Annotated in this window: 14 protein-coding genes and 1 pseudogene; 2 read left to right on the top strand and 13 right to left on the bottom strand. The window is 37.0% G+C overall.

Going from position 1 to position 18,483, the window contains the following annotated elements; genetic code table 11:
* Nucleotides 1-6: 6 nt before the first annotated feature.
* The 4 genes from uvrB to B9N79_RS18610 all read right to left on the bottom strand — a co-directional run bounded on the left by uvrB (nt 7) and on the right by B9N79_RS18610 (nt 5,464).
* Nucleotides 7-1,986, bottom strand: a complete 1,980-nt coding sequence (gene uvrB / locus B9N79_RS18595) for an excinuclease ABC subunit UvrB (protein ID WP_040060246.1) — start codon at nt 1,984-1,986, stop codon at nt 7-9.
* Between the two features lie 199 nt (nt 1,987-2,185).
* Nucleotides 2,186-3,151, bottom strand: a complete 966-nt coding sequence (locus B9N79_RS18600) for a tripartite tricarboxylate transporter substrate binding protein (protein WP_040060247.1) — start codon at nt 3,149-3,151, stop codon at nt 2,186-2,188.
* Between the two features lie 13 nt (nt 3,152-3,164).
* A complete protein-coding gene (locus B9N79_RS18605; protein WP_040060248.1) occupies nt 3,165-3,851 on the bottom strand; it encodes a response regulator in 687 nt (228 codons plus the stop codon).
* 14 nt (nt 3,852-3,865) lie between these two features.
* Nucleotides 3,866-5,464, bottom strand: coding sequence for a sensor histidine kinase (locus B9N79_RS18610; protein ID WP_040060249.1), 1,599 nt, complete (start codon nt 5,462-5,464; stop codon nt 3,866-3,868).
* Between the two features lie 225 nt (nt 5,465-5,689).
* Here B9N79_RS18610 and B9N79_RS18615 point away from each other — a divergent pair, with 225 nt between their 5' ends.
* Nucleotides 5,690-5,875 carry a PspC domain-containing protein gene (locus B9N79_RS18615; RefSeq protein ID WP_019394906.1) on the top strand — a complete coding sequence of 62 codons (186 nt, stop codon included), beginning with the start codon at nt 5,690-5,692 and terminating at the stop codon, nt 5,873-5,875.
* Between the two features lie 34 nt (nt 5,876-5,909).
* Here the strand turns inward: B9N79_RS18615 and B9N79_RS26910 are convergent.
* The 3 genes and pseudogenes from B9N79_RS26910 to B9N79_RS18630 all read right to left on the bottom strand — a co-directional run.
* Nucleotides 5,910-6,104, bottom strand: a pseudogene (locus B9N79_RS26910) (four-helix bundle copper-binding protein); the annotation flags it as partial.
* 103 nt (nt 6,105-6,207) lie between these two features.
* Entirely contained in the window at nt 6,208-7,506 is a 1,299-nt protein-coding gene (locus B9N79_RS18625; protein WP_019394905.1) for an MFS transporter, read from the bottom strand.
* Nucleotides 7,507-7,657: 151 nt separating this feature from the next.
* Nucleotides 7,658-10,732 carry an efflux RND transporter permease subunit gene (locus B9N79_RS18630; protein ID WP_040060250.1) on the bottom strand — a complete coding sequence of 1,025 codons (3,075 nt, stop codon included), beginning with the start codon at nt 10,730-10,732 and terminating at the stop codon, nt 7,658-7,660.
* A 257-nt stretch (nt 10,733-10,989) separates the two neighbouring features.
* Here B9N79_RS18630 and B9N79_RS18635 point away from each other — a divergent pair, with 257 nt between their 5' ends.
* A complete protein-coding gene (locus B9N79_RS18635) occupies nt 10,990-11,868 on the top strand; it encodes a TetR/AcrR family transcriptional regulator (protein ID WP_019394903.1) in 879 nt (292 codons plus the stop codon).
* A 31-nt stretch (nt 11,869-11,899) separates the two neighbouring features.
* Here the strand turns inward: B9N79_RS18635 and B9N79_RS18640 are convergent, their stop codons facing one another.
* The 6 genes from B9N79_RS18640 to cccB form a co-directional block, all read right to left on the bottom strand.
* Nucleotides 11,900-13,075 carry a PDZ domain-containing protein gene (locus tag B9N79_RS18640; RefSeq protein WP_040060251.1) on the bottom strand — a complete coding sequence of 392 codons (1,176 nt, stop codon included), beginning with the start codon at nt 13,073-13,075 and terminating at the stop codon, nt 11,900-11,902.
* A 148-nt stretch (nt 13,076-13,223) separates the two neighbouring features.
* The gene (locus B9N79_RS18645) at nt 13,224-14,642 is read right to left on the bottom strand and encodes a S41 family peptidase (RefSeq protein WP_040060481.1); all 1,419 of its coding nucleotides are present in this window, start codon (nt 14,640-14,642) and stop codon (nt 13,224-13,226) included.
* 188 nt (nt 14,643-14,830) lie between these two features.
* The gene (locus tag B9N79_RS18650; protein ID WP_040060252.1) at nt 14,831-16,102 is read right to left on the bottom strand and encodes a murein hydrolase activator EnvC family protein; all 1,272 of its coding nucleotides are present in this window, start codon (nt 16,100-16,102) and stop codon (nt 14,831-14,833) included.
* A 136-nt stretch (nt 16,103-16,238) separates the two neighbouring features.
* Nucleotides 16,239-17,138, bottom strand: a complete 900-nt coding sequence (ftsX, locus tag B9N79_RS18655; RefSeq protein ID WP_019394899.1) for a permease-like cell division protein FtsX — start codon at nt 17,136-17,138, stop codon at nt 16,239-16,241.
* A complete protein-coding gene (gene ftsE / locus B9N79_RS18660) occupies nt 17,128-17,814 on the bottom strand; it encodes a cell division ATP-binding protein FtsE (protein ID WP_019394898.1) in 687 nt (228 codons plus the stop codon). The genes ftsX and ftsE overlap by 11 nt, the downstream gene beginning before the upstream one ends.
* A 307-nt stretch (nt 17,815-18,121) precedes the next feature.
* Entirely contained in the window at nt 18,122-18,451 is a 330-nt protein-coding gene (gene cccB, locus B9N79_RS18665; protein WP_040060254.1) for a cytochrome c551, read from the bottom strand.
* Nucleotides 18,452-18,483 lie beyond the last annotated feature (32 nt).

Consider the following 18,483-nt stretch of genomic DNA (forward strand, 5'->3'; position numbering starts at 1 on the left):
AGACAATCATCCCTCCGCTTTCAACTCTAAAATAGTATCACGAAGCTGTGCGGCACGTTCGAAATCAAGCGCTTTTGCAGCTTCTTTCATTTCTCTTTCCATGTTCTCAATAACTTCTGCACGCTCTCGTTTCGTCATCTTCTTCAAGTCTGGACGATTTTCATACTGTTCTTCATCTTCTGCAACCATTGTTGCTCGAATAGAATCACGTACTTTTTTCTGAATCGTCTGCGGCGTTATACCATGTTCTTCGTTGTAAGCTATTTGCGTTTCACGACGACGTTTTGTCTCATTAATCGCAATGTCCATTGATTTTGTAATTTTGTCAGCATACATGATAACATGACCATTTTCGTTCCTTGCAGCACGACCAATCGTTTGAATAAGAGAACGTTCTGAACGTAAAAACCCTTCTTTATCTGCATCAAGGATAGCTACAAGAGAAACTTCCGGAATATCTAGCCCTTCTCTTAATAAATTGATCCCAACAAGCACATCATATGTGCCAATGCGAAGCTCACGAATTGTTTCAATACGTTCTAATGTTTTTATTTCTGAATGAAGATAGTTGACTTTAATGCCAAGCTCTTTTAAGTAGTCTGTTAAATCTTCCGACATTTTTTTCGTTAACGTTGTTATAAGTACCCGCTCATTTCGTTCAGTACGCTTACGAATTTCGTCTACGAGATCATCAATTTGTCCTTTAATTGGACGCACGTCAATTGTTGGATCAAGCAATCCTGTCGGTCTAATAATCTGCTCAATGAATTCTGGTGCTTTTTCCATTTCATAAGGTCCTGGCGTTGCTGAAACATAAACCATTTGAGAAATATGTTTCTCGTATTCTTCAAAGCGAAGCGGACGGTTGTCAAGAGCAGAAGGCAAACGAAACCCGTGATCAACGAGAACCTGTTTACGTGCTTGGTCACCGTTGTACATGCCGCGTATTTGTGGCATTGTTACATGTGACTCATCCACAATCATTAAAAAGTCATCTGGAAAGAAATCTAAAAGCGTATACGGAGTTGATCCTGGTGGACGAAGCGTTAAATGACGAGAGTAGTTTTCAATCCCTGAACAGAATCCCATTTCGCGCATCATTTCGAGATCGTAGCGCGTACGTTGTTCTAGTCGCTGCGCTTCTAGCAGCTTGCCGTTATCCTTTAATACTTTAAGACGATCTTCCAACTCTTTTTCGATATTTTGAATAGCAACACGCATTTTTTCTTCACGAGTAACGAAGTGGGAAGCAGGATAAATTGCTACATGGTTACGGTCACCAATAATCTCCCCTGTCAAAGCATCCACTTCTCGGATACGATCAATTTCATCTCCAAAAAATTCAACGCGTATACAATGTTCATCCCTTGAAACTGGGAAAATTTCCACTACATCACCACGAACGCGAAACGTACCGCGCTTAAAATCAATATCATTTCTTTCATACTGAATATCCACAAGATTGCGCAAAAGCTCATTTCGTTCTCTTTCCATGCCCACTCTTAATGATAGAACCATTTCTTTATATTCTTCAGGCGAACCTAGACCATAAATACAAGAAACGCTGGCAATGATAATAACATCATTTCTTTCAAACAAAGAAGACGTTGCCGAGTGACGAAGCTTATCAATTTCATCATTAATACTCGCATCTTTTTCAATAAATGTATCTGTTTGAGGAACATACGCCTCTGGTTGATAGTAATCATAATAACTAACAAAATACTCCACAGCATTGTTTGGAAAGAATTCCTTAAACTCGCTGTAGAGCTGTCCAGCTAGTGTTTTGTTATGAGCAATAACAAGCGTTGGCTTGTTAATTTCTTTAATTACATTTGAAACAGTGAACGTTTTGCCTGTGCCTGTTGCTCCAAGCAATACTTGATGCTGTTTACCTTCTTTAATCCCTTGGACAAGCTTATCAATAGCTTTAGGCTGATCGCCTTGAGGTTGATAAGAAGAAACAAGTTCAAACTGATTGTCCACACTAAACACCCCGCTCTTACACAAATTATAGAAATATCTTATCACAATAAATGAAGAAAAACCAAAAATATGTTCGTATTTTCTTGTAATTTTTTACCGAACTTTTTTTTGTTTGTAGTACACACTTTTCCCTTTTTCCCTTTAAAACATGCAAAAAAACGAAGGGGCTGTTTCCCTTCGTCCTCAAAATATACAAATATTAAAATCCGTTTACTAGTTTTTTGTAGAATAAGGCCTGTTCTTGCAAAAATGCTTTTGTTTCTTCATGATTTTTATAGAAAGATTCCCACTCGTTCTCTTTCAGAATTTGTTGCCATTCCTCTGTCTCTACCATTTCTTTAATCTTCTCATCCCAATATTTTATCTGCTCATCTGTCATACCCTTTGGTCCCATTACTCCTCTCCAATGTGAAAAAACAACATTAAGACCTTGTTCTTTCCATGTTGGAACTTCTTTAAAATTTTCAATCCGTTTCTCAGATGAAATAGCAAGCATTTTTATTTTTCCTTCTCTGTAATATGACTTTGCTTCAGAAAGAGGCATAATTGTCACATCAAGCTTCCTCTTAAGTAATGCTGAGAGAAGTGACGAACGATCTTCATATACACTGAAATCAAGCTTTGCGCCATTGATTCCATACTGATTGATGCCTTGAATAAAGGATAGATGATCGTCATTTCCAATGCCAGGGGAAATACCCAATTTTAATGATGCAGGATCTTCTTGAAGCTTTTTAATAATATCTTTCACTTCTTTAATATCACTGTTTTTGCTTACAACAATAACTTCCCATTCCGTGGAAAGCATTGCAATTGGTGTAAAATCACGATAAGTTAGAGCACTTTGCCCAATAAGGTTATTTGTTAAAAGAAGACTTGAATTCATTGCGACAGAATGGCCATCTTGTGATTGAAGATACTTCCATCCCTTCTCCCCGTTTCCACCTAAAAGAGAAGTAAGCACAACAGATTGATCTGTAATGCTTTCGTTTGTTAGAATGGACTGCATCCCTTTAGCTGTCTGTCCCCATCCTCCCGTAGAGGCGCCTGGTATAACAATTTCTAACTCACGCGTTGGAAAAGCTTCTTTGTCATTTTCTTTCTCAGCACAGCCTGATATATAAACGAGCATAAACAAACTGATAAACAGCATTATTTTTCTCATTTAATACCTCCACTCATTCTTCACTCACAATCAAGTAGTATTTCCGCTCCGGTCTTCCCACAATACCGTATTCTAACTCTGCTCTTAGCTGTTGAATGGATACAAGGTATTCTAAATAACGCCGAGCTGTTGTACGAGAAGCCCCCATTGCTTCACTTACTTCTTCAATTGAAGCCCCCTTATGAAATTGATTCATAACTTTAGTAATTTTCTCTAACGTCAGCGGATCAATGCCAGAAGGAAGCTGCTTCTCAGGTGCTGAAGCTTCGTGGATGCCTTGGAAGAAAAGTTCTACAAACGTTTGATCAATCTCTTCAGCAGATTGAAGCATTTCTTTCCTCTTTTTATATTTTTTAATTGCCTCTGTAAACTTTTCAGCACTTACAGGTTTGATTAAATAGTTCTCAACCCCTATTTTTAAAGCTCTTTCTAATAACTCCTTTTCCCTTGCGGCTGTGATCAAGATCACATCTAAGTCTTTAAACTCCTGCTTTAACTTAGGCAGAAGATCAATTCCTGTCTGATCTGGAAGGTAGATATCAAGTAAAAGCAAATCAGCTTCATTCTCTCTCAAAAGCTCCATTGTTTGTTCTGCATTAAATGCTTTTCCTACAACCTCTGTTTCTTCTATTTTTAAGAGAAATTTCTCTTGGATATCAGCGATTCGGAAATCGTCTTCTGCAATTGCTACTCGTAACATGTTTGACTCCCCTTTTATGCCCCTTTAATTTCTTTTGGTAGATAGACTGTAAAAATAGTCCTCTTTCCTTTCTCACTTTGAACTTCAATTTCCCCATGAAGGTGAGCAACAGCTCTCTTTACATTTGTTAATCCATATCCCCTATCTTTTCCTTTCGTTGAGAAAGATGATTGAAAAATAACTGAAATCTGTTCATCACATATTCCTTCTCCATTATCCTCTACTTCAATAATAATGTCCTGTCCGAGGTCAGTGATAAAAAAACTCACCTTTTTTTCTCTATCCATGCTTCTAACAGCTTCAAAAGCATTATCAATTAGGTTCCCAATAATCACCGTCAGCTCAGAAGTTTCAATATGTTCTGGAATCTGATGTAATGAACTGTTTTCATCAATTGTAAAGTGGATTTTTTTCTCAGATGCTTTACCAATTTTCCCAAGTAACATACCTTGGACTTTGTGATCCACTATTTTTTGAAAAAGAGCATCATTTTGAGATTTTTGAAACCCATATTCCTCCTCAATAAAAGCAATTGCTTCATCATAGTACCCTAACTGAAGCAATCCCAGGAGAAGGTGAAGCTTGTTTGCAAACTCATGGGTTTGAGCTCTTAGATCTTCAGAGTACTTTTTCACTTCAGAAAGCTTATCAACTAGTTTCTTAAGCTCTGTTTTGTCTCGAAAACTAGCAACTCCTCCGATGATTTTCTCTTTTCGTATAATTGGCGTTACATTTACAATAAGAAGCCTATCATTTATTAAGCACTCTTCATTATTTTTACTTTCTCCTGTCATAAGCACATCCTTCATCCCTATCTGAGGGTAGATATGCTCTAGTAGCTGACCTGAATCCGCTTCTTCCAGTCCCAGTAATTCTTTTGCTGATTGATTAAACGTTGTAATATAGCCCTCTCTGTCGATTGACACAATTCCTTCTTTAATAGATTGAATAACAGCCTGCCTTTCTCTATATAAGGAAGAGATTTCAGCTGGTTCTAAACCTAATGTGTCTTTTCGAATGCTTTTGGTTAAGAGGATACCTCCCCAAATACCCAATAGCACAACAACTAGAGAAGAAAATAATACAACATGAAGTTTATTCCAAATTTCTTTGTATATAGATTTCTTTGAAAACTCCGCTGTAACAACACCAATGATTTTTTCACTATCCTCATTTTCTTGTACAATTGGTGCTTTTGCGATATAAGATGAGCCATTAACACCTTTTCCTTCTTTTAAATAGTAACCTCCGAAAGTTAGTGCTTTATAATTTATAGGATCATAAACATTAGATATCGTAGAACCTCTTGTAGGGTATGAATAAGACTTTCCTTCTTTACTTGTAATCCTCAGCGCATCTGCTCCAACTTGAGTTCTCATCTGCTGAAGAATAATTTTTGCATCTTCAGGTGAATGTTCGAATGCATGTTGAATAGGAGGTAAAAAAGAAAGCGTTTTCACTACTTGCAATGAGAGCTTTTCAACCTTATCGCGTTCATCTTGAATTTCATTGTAAATATAAATTGTTGTTAAAAGAAGAACAATTCCTAAAATAAGCCCAATAATAAGAGTTAGAATTTTTGTTTTTAGCGATATAAACGATTTCTGTTTCATTATTAACTCCTCATTCACTTCCACTTATATTCTAATCTAGCCGTATTAAACCTATTTTTCAATACTAAATGTTTGGAATTTATAGAATAATGAAAAGTTAATGGCTTGTTGGAGAATGTTCACTTTTTAACTTTTACGATTGTTAATAGAAGGGTATACATATAGTAGCTGAATAAATACCGTTCCTTTTCACTAATTATAGCTATATACGAAAGGAGAAAAAACTTGAATTCATTATATCGATCTAAAAGAAGAAAAGTATTGCTTGGTGTTTGTGGAGGACTATCGGAAAAGTTCGGTATTAGTGCTTCACTCATCCGAATTTTAGTTGTCATTCTATGTTTTGTTACAGCTTTTCTACCTGTTGCCCTTGTATACGGTGTGTTAGGAGCTGTTCTCCCGAAGCAGTAAATAAAAAAGCCCTCATATAAAATGAGGGCTTTTTTTAGGCTACCAGTTCTCTGCAAGCTTCTGCACAAACCTTACATGCTTGAGTACATTCCTTACAATGAGGATGGTCATGTTTTTCACACTCTTTTGCACATTGATTACAAACCATTGCACATTGGCGGTCTATTTCAATACATTCTCGCATATGATGGATATCTTCTTTTAAACACTCTGTATAACAGGTATTACACGCTGCTAAACATTACCTGAGTGCTTTTAAGCATTCTTGCTTTGTCATTTGATTCCCTCCTAACTTATAGAGAGTTTTTCTACGACACCTTTAAGGTCCATGTTTATCTCTCTTCTGTTAAATTAATTTTCTCAATATCACCAAGCACAAAGAGATAGAAAAGAAGCCCAATAAGCAACATAGCACCTGCTACAAGAAAACTGGAGTCAAATGAGCCTGTGAGGTCAAAAAGATAACCTGTTAAAGCTGCTGCTATAATACCACCAAATAAGTTGTTCGCAAGGTTGACAATTGAACTTAACAGTGCAGTTGTACCTGGAGGAGCTATTTCAGCAGAAATGGACCAGCCAACAGGAGCTGTAGCTGATATACCTGCTAATCCAATTGAAATACACACAATAGAAACAATGGCACTACTTGTAAAAATAGAGCCTAGAAAAACAAAACCAAGCAACATCCCGCACAAAATAATTCGACGGTACACTTTAGCTGGTTCATACCCTTTTTTTACAAAGTAATCCACAAGCCATCCACCTACTAATATTCCTGAAATTGTTGAAATTAGCCATGGAATCGCTGTATAAAGCCCAGAAGACATCAGATCTAAATTAAACTCCTCTTTAAAAAAAGTAGGCATCCATGTTAAAAGCAAGTTGAACGTATAACCATATCCAGTGAAGCCAATCATCAGCCCCCATACTTTGCGATGACGAAACAGCTTACCTAATACCATCCTTGTCCCATAGGGCATTTTATCTTCAGTAATTGCATTGTACTTTTGAATATAGTTAAGTTCTTCCGAAGAGATTCGTTTATGGCGATTAGGCTGCTCATAGTACCACCAAAAAACTAAGGTAAATAAAACGTTAATAATTCCAATTGTAAGAAACGTTATTCGCCAATCAAATCTTGTAATCATAAAAGCTACAAAAGGAGCTCCAAGTACATTGGCGAACTTAGCAGCAGAGTCAAAAAAGGAATTGGCTAAGCTTCGCTCACTTGGTGGAAACCACATTGCCGTTGCTTTCGAGGCAGCTGGAAAAGCAGAGGCTCCTGTTAATCCGATTAGAAATCTTACTGTATACAATAAAAGTTTCCCTTGCAAGAAAGCCATCGTAATGGTTAACAAACTCCAAAATACCATACCAATTCTTGTCACCCAAGAGACACCGAACCGATCAAGAAGGCTTCCAACTGGAAGTTGCATCATAGTATATGAATACGTATAAATAGAGAATACAAGCCCAATCTCTGTAGCGCTTAAATGGAACGACTCTTGAATAGCTGGTGCTGCAACAGAAATGGCTACACGATCAAAATAGTTTAAAATAATTAAACTGCTTAAAAGCGAAGAAATTAGCCAGCGTGTACGACCAGGTCGTTCAATCTTATCGACTCCCATATTAACGTTCACCTCCTTCTTCTTAGAATGTTCTTTTTTAAAACACATGATTCTTTAAAATATTTGTGAAAACATTCACTCATCTGTAAAAAGGAGTGTAACATAAAAAAGCCTGTTCAAAAAAATTTGAACAGGCTCTCAATGCTATATTTTATTTTCTTCTTCTTCTCGTTAATTTCATTAATGCTTCATAAACAATTGGAACAATTAGAAGAGTAATAAGTGTTGAACTTGTTAATCCTCCAATAACTGTAACAGCTAATCCTTTTGAAATAAGACCACTGCTTTCCATTCCAAATGCCATTGGAATAAGAGCTCCAATTGTGGCAATAGCCGTCATTAAAATTGGACGAAGGCGGGTTGAAGCTGCTTCTAAAAGAGCTTCTCTTGTTGTAATGCCTTCTTTCTCTTTCTCAATAACTCGGTCAATTAACACAATTGCATTTGTTACAACAATTCCAATTAGCATGAGCATTCCAATCATCGCTGATACACTAATTGTTTCGCCTGCAATAAAGAGACCAAGCAGACCACCAATAATAGTGAAAGGTAGAGAGAATAGAATAGCAAATGGCGCTAATCCTCCTCCAAATGTTAAGACGAGCACAAAATAAACAATCCCAATTGCAGCAAGCATAGCTAGCCCTAATTGTGTAAATGAATCGTTAATTTGCTCAGTAACACCACCCATTTCAACACTTACGTTTTTCGGAAGATCTAACTTATCAACTTCTTTTTGGATAGCTGTAGACTCTGCTCCAACATCCTGACCTTTAAACTCTCCGCTTACTGTTGCATACATTTTTCCGTCAAGCTTCGAAATAGTTGCTGGCGCTTTGCCTTCTTCAACTTCTACAACATCGCTTAGTGGAACTTCCTGACCTAATGGAGACGTGATAGTCTCTTCTTCAAGCTCATTTATTGAACTATAGTCTTGTTTATCTGTTTGAATATAAACATTAAGATCTTTTCCGTCCTTATTCAGGGTTGTTAAGACTGGGCGTTCCCCAAGCTGACTAAGCTTCATTCCAATTTGACCTGCGCTAAGTCCGCGTTTCGCTAGTTCTTCTTGGTTAGCTACAAGCGTATATTGGTCGTTCTGTTCCGAAAGACTTGATTCTACTTTATCTAAATCTTTGCGATCATCCATAATATTTTGGACTTTTTCTGTGGCAGCTTGTAAATCCTCTGTGTTGTCTCCATAAACACGAAGTTCAATTGAGTTATTTCCCATCCCTGAAATATCAAGGGAATTCCACTCACCAATCGACTGCCCTTTATTTAAGTCTTTAACAATCTGCTCTTTTTCATCATTGAAATTTGGTGTATCCTCTTTATACTCCACATAGAAAAGTGCTTGATTTTGAGCACCTGGATCAAAAGGATTTCCACCGCCAATAGAGTATTGAACAGTTTTAACATTCTTTTTATCTAAGAAATATTTCTCAGCATCTGCTGCCTCTTCTTTCACATCTTCTTCAAGCTCGCCTGGATTTGGGTTAAAGGTTACGTTAACCGTTTTAATTTCCTGCTCAGGCAAAAAGCTTGTGCCAACAAGTGGTGCTAAAAATAAGCTGGCAATAAGAATGATGATAGAAAGACCTGAAACGATCCATTTATGATTAAGAGACCATTGAAGAACGCTCTTATAGAATGAAGATAAGCGTCCAGCATTTTCTTCATGATTTTTGCTTTTAACTCCTTTTTTAAATAGAGAATGAGCAAGCATCGGAACAATTGTAATCGCAATAATTAGTGAAGATAAAAGGGCGAATACAATTGTTAAAGCAAATGGTAAAAATAGCTCTCCAACAGGGCCTGTTACAGTGCCTAATGGTAAGAAAACGGCAATTGTAACAATTGTGGAAGAAAGAATTGGCTTAAACATCTCTTTTGTTGCTTCACGAATTAAATCTTTTCCTCTTAACTTCTCTTCTTTTAAAGCCATTCGTCTGTAGATATTTTCAATAACAACGATAGAATCATCCACAACACGCCCGATAGCAACAGTCATAGCCCCAAGCGTCATAATGTTAAGTGAAATATCCATCTGTTTTAGGAAAATCATGGCCATTAAAAGTGACAGCGGAATAGAGATAATTGAAATAATTGTTGAACGAATATCACGTAAAAACAGTAAGATAATGATTACAGCGAATAAGGCCCCAAATAACGCTTTCTCAATCATTGTTGAAACAGACTTATTAATCTCAACAGATTGATCAAGGGTTGTTGCAATCTTCAAACCGCTGTTATCTTCCTTAATATCTTTTAAAGCATCCATTACGGCATTTGTTACGTCAACTGTGTTTCCTTCAGACGTTTTTACAACTTGCACACCAATAGAACGCTCACCGTTTGTTTTAGATAGTGATTCAGTTATTTCAGCTACTTTAATATCTGCGATATCGCTTAACTTAACTGTTGGAATTCCTGAAGTAACTGACCCAGCAGTCATTTCACCTGAAGGAGCTGATTGAGATGGAGTAACTGGAATCTCAAGGTTTTTTAAATCCTCAACAGTCTCAATGTTTCCGTCTAGTACAATTGTTTTTTCTTTCTCTTCCATATTGAAAGTGCCTAATGGGTAAGAGACTTTGGCTCCTTTAATGAGGTTTTCGACAGTTTCTTTATCTAAACCATATTCCTTTAATTTATCTTCTTTGTAAGTAAACTGAACTTCTTGCTTCTGCTCTCCAGCAGTTTCGATAGAGGAGACTCCTTCAACTCCTTCGAGTACAGGAACAATCTCTTCTTCTGTTAATGTTGTTAACTCTTCTACTGATTTCTTATCATCTGAAATACTTAAACTTAAAATTGGAAAGTCATCAATACTTTGCTGAGCAATTGATGGCTCTTCAATATTCTCGTCAAGATCAAGGTTGTTAACAGCTTCCTTCGCTTCATCAAGAGCTTTGTCCATATCTTTATCAAATGCATATTGAACTTGAATAATAGACATGTTTTCCCTTGAAGAAGAACTTACTGTATCAACCCCAGTTAAATTTGATACTGCTTGCTCAACGGGATCTGTTACTTTCTTTGAAACTTCTTCTGGTGAGGCTCCTGGGTATGTAGTTGTAATAGACAACACAGGATTTGTAATACTTGGTATTGTCTCAAGCTTCATACTTGTGCCTGCATATAAGCCTGCAATTGTTACAAGAATGGTTAAAATCCATAAAGCAAACTTATTTTTTAACGAAAAGTTAATAATGTGCTTCATTTAAGGCGCTCATTCCTTCCCTTTTTCATTATACAAATGATTCTCTCTCTAATGACTACATGGTCATTCCTTCAAAAGTATATAATTTACTGACCTTTGAGTCAATTATAATCCTCTTAACTCTTTCTTAATTCATAAACCTTACTTATCAAGAATATGATGTTGTCCTCTTTACATCACTATTAACGTAACGTAATATAATAGGAAGGAAAATTGCTTGGCCATTGACTCTTTGGTCAAAACAGGGAGTTGTATACATGAACGAGAAAAAACTAAAAATTATCCAAGAAGCAAGCATGCTTTTTGCGGAAAAAGGATTTCATTCAACTTCTGTCCAGGAAATTGCAGAGAAGAGTGGAATCTCTAAAGGTGCTTTTTATTTATATTTTCAATCAAAAGAAGAACTTGTTACTTCTCTTATTGATTACTATATAAACCAGTTAGAACAGTCTTTAGAATCTCTTGAATCAGGAGACCTCCCCCCTAAGGACAAGCTTATTAGTCAAATTAAATTTCAATATGAGTTTGTCCATCAAAACAAACAACTAATTATAGGTCAATTTGATCAATTGATGATGTTTGGTGAGGATATGAAAGACCGTATTTACTCTTTTAAAACACGCCTCTTTCACTGGGTGGAGAGCCTTTTATATGAGATTTACGGTGAGAGCATCCATCTTCTTGTTTATGATATTTATTACTTGCTAGAAGGTATCCAAAGCTCCTACTATCGCTTAATTTTCATTGAAGATTTTTCAATAGACTCAGACCGGTTATCCAACTTTATATTCGATAGAATTGATGACATTGTTCAAGCTATGATTGAGAAAAACATCGAACCACTAATCGAGGAAGATACTCTTCATCAAGTGTTTGATCGTATCCGCGCTCGCAAAAAGGAACGAATCTTTCCACTTTTGTCAGCAATTGAACATGAAATCAAAGCACTAGATGCCTCTCCTAAAACTAAGAGTCATCTACTAGAGATTGTGAACTACCTTACTGAAGAAGCTAAAAATGATGAAATCAAAGGAGTTATCTTCAAAGGAATGCTTGCAAACTTCACAGATTATGATTCCCTTCGCCCTTACTGCGAGAAGCTTGCGAGAGAACTTGATATTGAGCTTTTAATGTAAAAAAGACCAATCATAATAGATTGGTCTTTTTTTATCCTACAGATGTTTCGTGGTCTTCAACAAACAGGATGCCTAGCTCATGATGCTCTCCATCATACAAAGCTCGCTGAACAAGGCGTATTTCATTATTGAGATCAAGCACTTCTAATTTACAGAGCGCTCGATTTTTTTGCAACGCTTGATAGAAGTCTTGTTCTCCTGCAATGTCTTCTCCATTCACCCTTATAATAACCTCGCCAACTTTAATTCCCATGGCGTCTGCAGGTGATTTTGGTAGCACACCAAGAACAATGCTTCCATTTTTCCGCTGTGTAAAAAAGAACGGAAGACGTGCATCTTCCAAGCGTTGAGAAATGCTAATCCACTCTCGGCCAATAATAGCAACGAGAACAATGAAAACAGTGAAGACTGGAAAGAAGCTAGCAGGAATAGCAAGGACGGCTGTCACAATCCCTAAGCCTAGTACTCGTTTTCCTGTAAACTCTACTGATTGCTTTGGATGCATCGCTTTCATTCGTTGGAAGAATCCAATGCTAAATGGAACAAAGAAAAAGTAGAATTCCTGTCCGTTAATGTTAAGAAGCGGCCACCAAGAAAATGGAGCACTAAATCCTTCACTAGGGATAAGCAAAAATAAAGGCACAAGCCAAAGACGCTGGGATATATGAGACCCAACTGGAAGACCTCGTTTGCTTTTAAAAATTTCAGGCGACGTTGCCCGACTTCCATATCTCCAAATCAGATAACCTTCTGCAAGCACAAGAAGGGCAAGCAAGATTGCAAGAGAAGAAAGGTTTGTCTCTCCTGCTTCGCGCATCCATCTTGTAAACGTATTATTCCCAGCTTCTTTTGGTAAAAATAAAGAAACGATAACAGCTAGTCCAATAATAGATGAAGGAGTAAGCCATCTAAACGTCCACGGTCCGCTGAGTATAAATGTTAGCACTCCGATAAGTACAATCATCCCAATAGGAACGACTACACCGACTGTTATTGTAATAATAGAAAGAAGCAATCCGAGTGCAAGCCCTGGCCAAAATAAGAAACGCAGTTCATAAATAAAATCAAAAACCCGAATACGAAAATGCTTCCGTTCTCTTTTCACACGAGCCAACCCAATAAAATATGTTACTAAAATCGCAATATATGTAAGTGGATGAAGAAACAGACGACAAAGCCCAAGCAAAATCTCTTGAAGTATTTCCACGTTCTTTCCCCCCTTTTCTTTCTCTTTTTCAACTAACTAGCACACTTTCTTTTATTTTAGCAAAAATCCACTCTCCTGACATAGTAAGAGCCGTTTTTTATGTGACAAAATAAAAAAACCCTCTGTTTTATAAAACAGAGGGTTTTTCTTATTCAGCTACTTCTTTTAAGGCAGCTTGAAGCTGTTTGTCACTCTGATGAGAATCAATCTTTTCAAGAAGTCTTGTTTGAATGAGGGAAGCTGTGTTTTCATCAACTTCACCTGTTTGTTTCACATCATTTTTTCCTTGAAATTCTTTGACTGCTTTCTCTGTTTGTTCACTAAAGTAACCATCTTCACGACCAGGATCAAATCCAAGTCCTTTCAACATCACTTGCGTATTCTTCACTTGAGAACCGTTAGAATCTTTTTTTAACGTTTCTTCAATTTGAATTGGACTTGCATAATAATACTCTGGTTGCTCTACTTTAATTGTTGGCTGAATTCCTTTCTCATGAATCCAGTTACCATCTGGTGTGAGCCATTTGTGTGTTGTCATCTTTAAGTTACTTCCATCTTCAAGCGGCAATGCCTGTTGAACGGTTCCTTTACCAAAGGACTTTTCACCAACAAGTGGATATCCTCCAGCTTCTTTTAAAGCCCCTGCTAAAATTTCAGAAGCAGAAGCACTTCCTCTATCAATAAGCACGGAGATTGGATAATCTTTTTTCTCTCCATTTTTGGAGTAGACCCCTTCTTTTTCTCCATTCCGTTGTTCAATTTGAACGTATGGCTTATCTTTTGTAACAAGTCCATCTAGAATCTTTTCGACACTTTCTAAGTAACCACCAGGGTTACCTCTTACATCAATTACAAGCCCCTCAATTCCTTTTTTCTCAAGTTTCTTTAGATTACTATTAAATTCATCTGCTGTATTTTCAGAGAATGAGGTAATTTCCAAATACCCAATTTTCTTTCCGTTTTCTTCTTTCAATGAAGAATATACTGTTTCAATTGGAATATCGTCACGAACTACTTTGAATGTTAGCGGCTCTTTCACGCCTGGGCGCTGCACTTGAATGTTGACTGTTGAGCCTTTTTTGCCCCGAATTTTCAAAACAGCTTGTGAAAGATCAAGCCCCTCAACGCTTTTTCCGTTGATTTGCAAAATCTGATCGTTTGCTTTAATCCCAGCCTTTTCAGCTGGTGAGCCTTTAAATGGAGAAACAATCGTCACTTTTTCGTTTACCATACTCACTTCTGCCCCAATTCCTTGGAAAGACGAATCAAGTGATTGTGTAAACTGCTCTGCCGTTTTTTTATCCATATAAGTAGAATATGGATCATCAAGAGACTTTACCATACCGTCGATAGCCCCTTCAAGCAGCTTGTCTTCATCAACGTCTTTATAATACTTCTCAGAAAGCGTGTTGTACACTTTCTCAATCTTTTCAAATTCTGCTTTTGTTGAAGCTGATTCTTGTCCACTATCTGATATGCTAGCTACTGATAAGCTACTGTTTCCATCATTGAAAAACTGAAGGCCTGCATAAGTACCAGCTCCTCCTGCTATCAAACACAAAATCATTAGGAAGACAATGAATATGCGATTGTTTTTCAAAATTTATTCCTCCTCAAAACATACATCTTCTTTTAGTATGCCATATTTTATGGAAACTATGTACCTTTTCATATGTAAGAAAAGACATCACACCGTCAATTCGTGTGATGTCTTTTAAAAAGTATATGAAAATAAAATAGGCTTTATACTTCTTCTTAGAAATTAATATATTTACGTGGATCAACAGCATTTGTTTTCTCTAAATTCCACGGTCCTTCATGCATTTCAAAATGTAGATGCGCTCCATAAGAACGTCCTGTATTCCCCATATAGCCGATAACTTGTCCTTTTTTCACCGTTTCATTTCCACTAACGTTTCGAGATTCCATATGAGCATAAACTGTGGTATATACTTTTCCGTTTACATTATGAGTAATGAATATAGCATTCCCATACGTAGAAGAATAGTAAGAGCGGAAAACCTGTCCATCAGCTGCTGCAACAATCGGCACACTTGCACCTCGTTTTCCAATATCTATTCCTTTATGATCTCCTAAGCTTCTTATCCCGAACTCAGACGTTACAGGACCCGCAGCTGGTCTTGTAAATGTTCCGCTTGCTACAGGAGGTGTCTCTCCCCCGCTTGTTGATGTATCTCCACCACTTGTTGACGTAGACTTCACTGGTTGTGCTGAAGACACTTGCTTCTCGGCCTCTTCTTTTTGCTTTTTCATCTGTTCTTGAATTGCTTTTTCCTGCTCTGAGAGAAGCTCATCTTCATTTTCTAATTTTGAAGATTTATCTTCTGCGGTTTGTTGACTTTCTTTAAGTTTTGCCATAAACGCATCTTTCTCGGCTGCTTGCTTTTCTTGGTCTGCTTTCAATGTCTCTAATTCTTTTAAACTCGTTTCTAGGGAGCTTAAATCTTCTTTCACTTTATCTTCTTTTTCTTTTTTAACTCTTTTATCTTCTTCATGTGCTTCTAAAATATCACGGTCAGCACTTGAAATGGTGCTTACTGCATTGACACGATTTAATAGATCACTAAAATCTTGTGACCCTAGTAAAACTTCGATATAATCAACAGAACCTCCACTCGTTTGCATCGCTCGAGCACGTTCTTTTAAAATCTCATTTCGCTTTTTAATACGCTTATCTAGCTTCTTAATATCTTTTTTCAAATTCTCAATTTGCTGACGTGTTTTGTCAATCTCATCATTTTTATTACGAATTTTCTCACTTGTTTTTGTTACTGCTTCATCCAATTGTTTAATTTCTTCATCAATCTTCTTCTGCTCTGCTTCTAAGCTCTCAATCTCTTTCTTGCTTTCACTAAGAGACTTAGAGACATCTGAACGCTTTTCTTTAACCGTATCCATGCGTTCTTCTAGACTCTCGGCTTCTGCAGTACCTTGTTGAAAAGAGAACCCTATAAAGGATACACCAAGCAGTGCAGCAGTTGACCATGATAGTACTTTTTTCTTCACTTCCGTTTCCTCCTCTATTCTCCTAAACATTTAACCTATGTAAGACAGGGAACAGGTTCTACGAGCAGTCTATTTCCCTTTTGTTCTAAAAAAAATCCAAAGAGACGTAGGAAAAAGCCCCTTTGGACGAGAAAAACTATTTTTTAAGAAACTTGCGCATTGAAATCATACTTCCCCAAACCCCAATACAAGCCCCAATCAAGACAAGCAGAAGGGAAAGTTGTAATGTGAATGGGAATACTGGTAGCAATTCAAACGTTTTATATGTTTTTGCCAAATCTGGCTGTACGGAATCAAACAGTAAAGCATACGTGCTTACAACAATAGCAATTGGGATAATAGAACCAAGTACACCAAGGAACAATCCTTCTAAGAAGAACGGCCATCGAATAAATGAGTTAGTAGCTCCTACAAGTCTCATAATCTCTATTTCAGATCTTCGAGCGATAATTGTAATTTTAATTGTATTTGAGATAAGGAACATTGCTGTAAATACAAGCCCAACAATTAGGACAATTCCAATGTTACGTGCTACGCTCACAACATCAAATAATTTATCAACGTATTCTTGTCCATATTCTACTTTCTCAATGTAATCTAACTTTTCAACTTTTTTGGCAACAGATTCTACATCTTTAGGCGAGTTAGGCTTAATAATATAAGCGGCATTTAATGGGTTTTGCTGTTTAAAAGGTTCGAAAACTTTACCTTCTTCTCCTAATCCATCAATAAGCTTTCGCAACTCTTCTTCCTTAGAAGAAAATTCGACAGTACCAACCTTCGGCACATTATTAAGCTGTTTTTCTAGGTCTTTAATGTTATCTGCTGTTGCTGTACGTTCGATATATGCGTTAATTTCCACATCGTTTTCGACTGATTTCGCAAAATGGTTAAGGTTTAACATTACAACTAAAAACACACCAACAAGCAGTAACGTAACCGTTACAGCACTTACAGATGCAAATGTCATCCACCCGTTTCGCCCAATGTTGCGGAATCCTTCACGAAAATGACGGGAAAGTGTCCTACCCTTCATAACCGTATTCCCCCCGCACTTCATCACGAATAATCTTACCGTCTTCAACTGCAATTACTCGTTTTTTCATAGTGTTTACAATGTCTCTATTATGTGTAGCCATGACAATGGTTGTTCCGTTCTTATTAATTTTCTCAAGAACGTCCATAATTCCCCAAGATGTCTCAGGGTCAAGATTTCCTGTCGGTTCATCCGCAATTAAGACCTTTGGGTTGTTTATAATTGCGCGCGCAATTGAAAGTCGCTGTTGTTCTCCTCCTGATAACTCAGCTGGAAGAGCGTCTTCGCGACCTTGGATTCCTACTAATTCAAGTACTTCTTTTACACGTTGTTTGATAACATCTTTCTCTGCTTCAATTACTTCTAACGCAAATGCTACGTTTTCAAATGCTGTTAGCTTGGGAAGAAGCTTAAAGTCTTGGAACACAACGCCGATATTACGTCTGAAAACAGGAACTTCCCTATTTTTTAGCTCTCCTACGTTTTGTCCATTCACCATAATGTATCCTGATGATGCTTTTTCTTCTCTATACATCATCTTAATAAAAGTGGATTTTCCTGCACCACTTGGGCCGACAACGTATACAAATTCACCTTTATTAACCTTAACTGTTAACCCATCAATAGCTTTAACACCATTAGGGTATGTTTTATATACATCCTTCATTTCGATCATATATTTATACCACCTGCATTCCGTATTTTGTCGAAAGCCTATATAAATCTACAAAATATGAGGAGTTTTGTCAAAATACAAGGGATTTCCACATAAATTCGCTCTAGACACGTGCCCCCTCATTATAACACCAAAAATTCATCTGATAAGACTCAAAAATATTACATTTTCTTTTCAAATATGTCAAAGGTACGATAAAAATATGTAAAAAATAGTAATTATAACAATTCTTTAGACCTAATTTATTACTCTTATTTCGACATAAAAAAACTATCTGAATTCATATCAGATAGTTTGGAAAGCATATTTATTTCATTGTCGAAAGCCATTCGGCTACTTTATTTGCCTCTTCTTTCTCAAGAAGCCCTTTTGGCATCGATCCTCTACCATTCACAATAATCTCACTGAGTTCCTCTTTAGAATATTTCTTCCCTACCTGCTGTAAGTTCGGACCATTGTTTCCTTGAAGGTTATCGCCATGACAGCCAAGACAACTTTGCTTATAAAGCTTTCCTGCTTCCCCAGCTTCATCAACGTTAATCTTCTCTTCCTTTGAAGAAGATTTCTCTTCACTGGCCCCACATCCGCTCATAATAAGAGTTGCTCCAATGATAAGTGCCCATGCTGCTTTTTTCACTGTCTTCACCTCTTCGCCTTTATATATTCTCT

Origin of the sequence: Priestia filamentosa (genome assembly GCF_900177535.1) — a bacterium.
Classification (GTDB): domain Bacteria; phylum Bacillota; class Bacilli; order Bacillales; family Bacillaceae_H; genus Bacillus_I; species Bacillus_I filamentosa.

Excerpts from the sequence above, each read along its gene's own strand:
- ftsE (WP_019394898.1), bottom strand. The coding sequence starts at position 17,814 with ATGATCGAAATGAAGGATGTATATAAAACATACCCTAATGGTGTTAAA.
- B9N79_RS18605 (WP_040060248.1), bottom strand. The coding sequence starts at position 3,851 with ATGTTACGAGTAGCAATTGCAGAAGACGATTTCCGAATCGCTGATATC.
- B9N79_RS18645 (WP_040060481.1), bottom strand. The coding sequence starts at position 14,642 with ATGATTTTGTGTTTGATAGCAGGAGGAGCTGGTACTTATGCAGGCCTT.
- B9N79_RS18600 (WP_040060247.1), bottom strand. The coding sequence starts at position 3,151 with ATGAGAAAAATAATGCTGTTTATCAGTTTGTTTATGCTCGTTTATATA.
- B9N79_RS18625 (WP_019394905.1), bottom strand. The coding sequence starts at position 7,506 with ATGGGAGTCGATAAGATTGAACGACCTGGTCGTACACGCTGGCTAATT.
- B9N79_RS18610 (WP_040060249.1), bottom strand. The coding sequence starts at position 5,464 with ATGAAACAGAAATCGTTTATATCGCTAAAAACAAAAATTCTAACTCTT.
- B9N79_RS18635 (WP_019394903.1), top strand. The coding sequence starts at position 10,990 with ATGAACGAGAAAAAACTAAAAATTATCCAAGAAGCAAGCATGCTTTTT.
- ftsX (WP_019394899.1), bottom strand. The coding sequence starts at position 17,138 with ATGAAGGGTAGGACACTTTCCCGTCATTTTCGTGAAGGATTCCGCAAC.
- B9N79_RS18630 (WP_040060250.1), bottom strand. The coding sequence starts at position 10,732 with ATGAAGCACATTATTAACTTTTCGTTAAAAAATAAGTTTGCTTTATGG.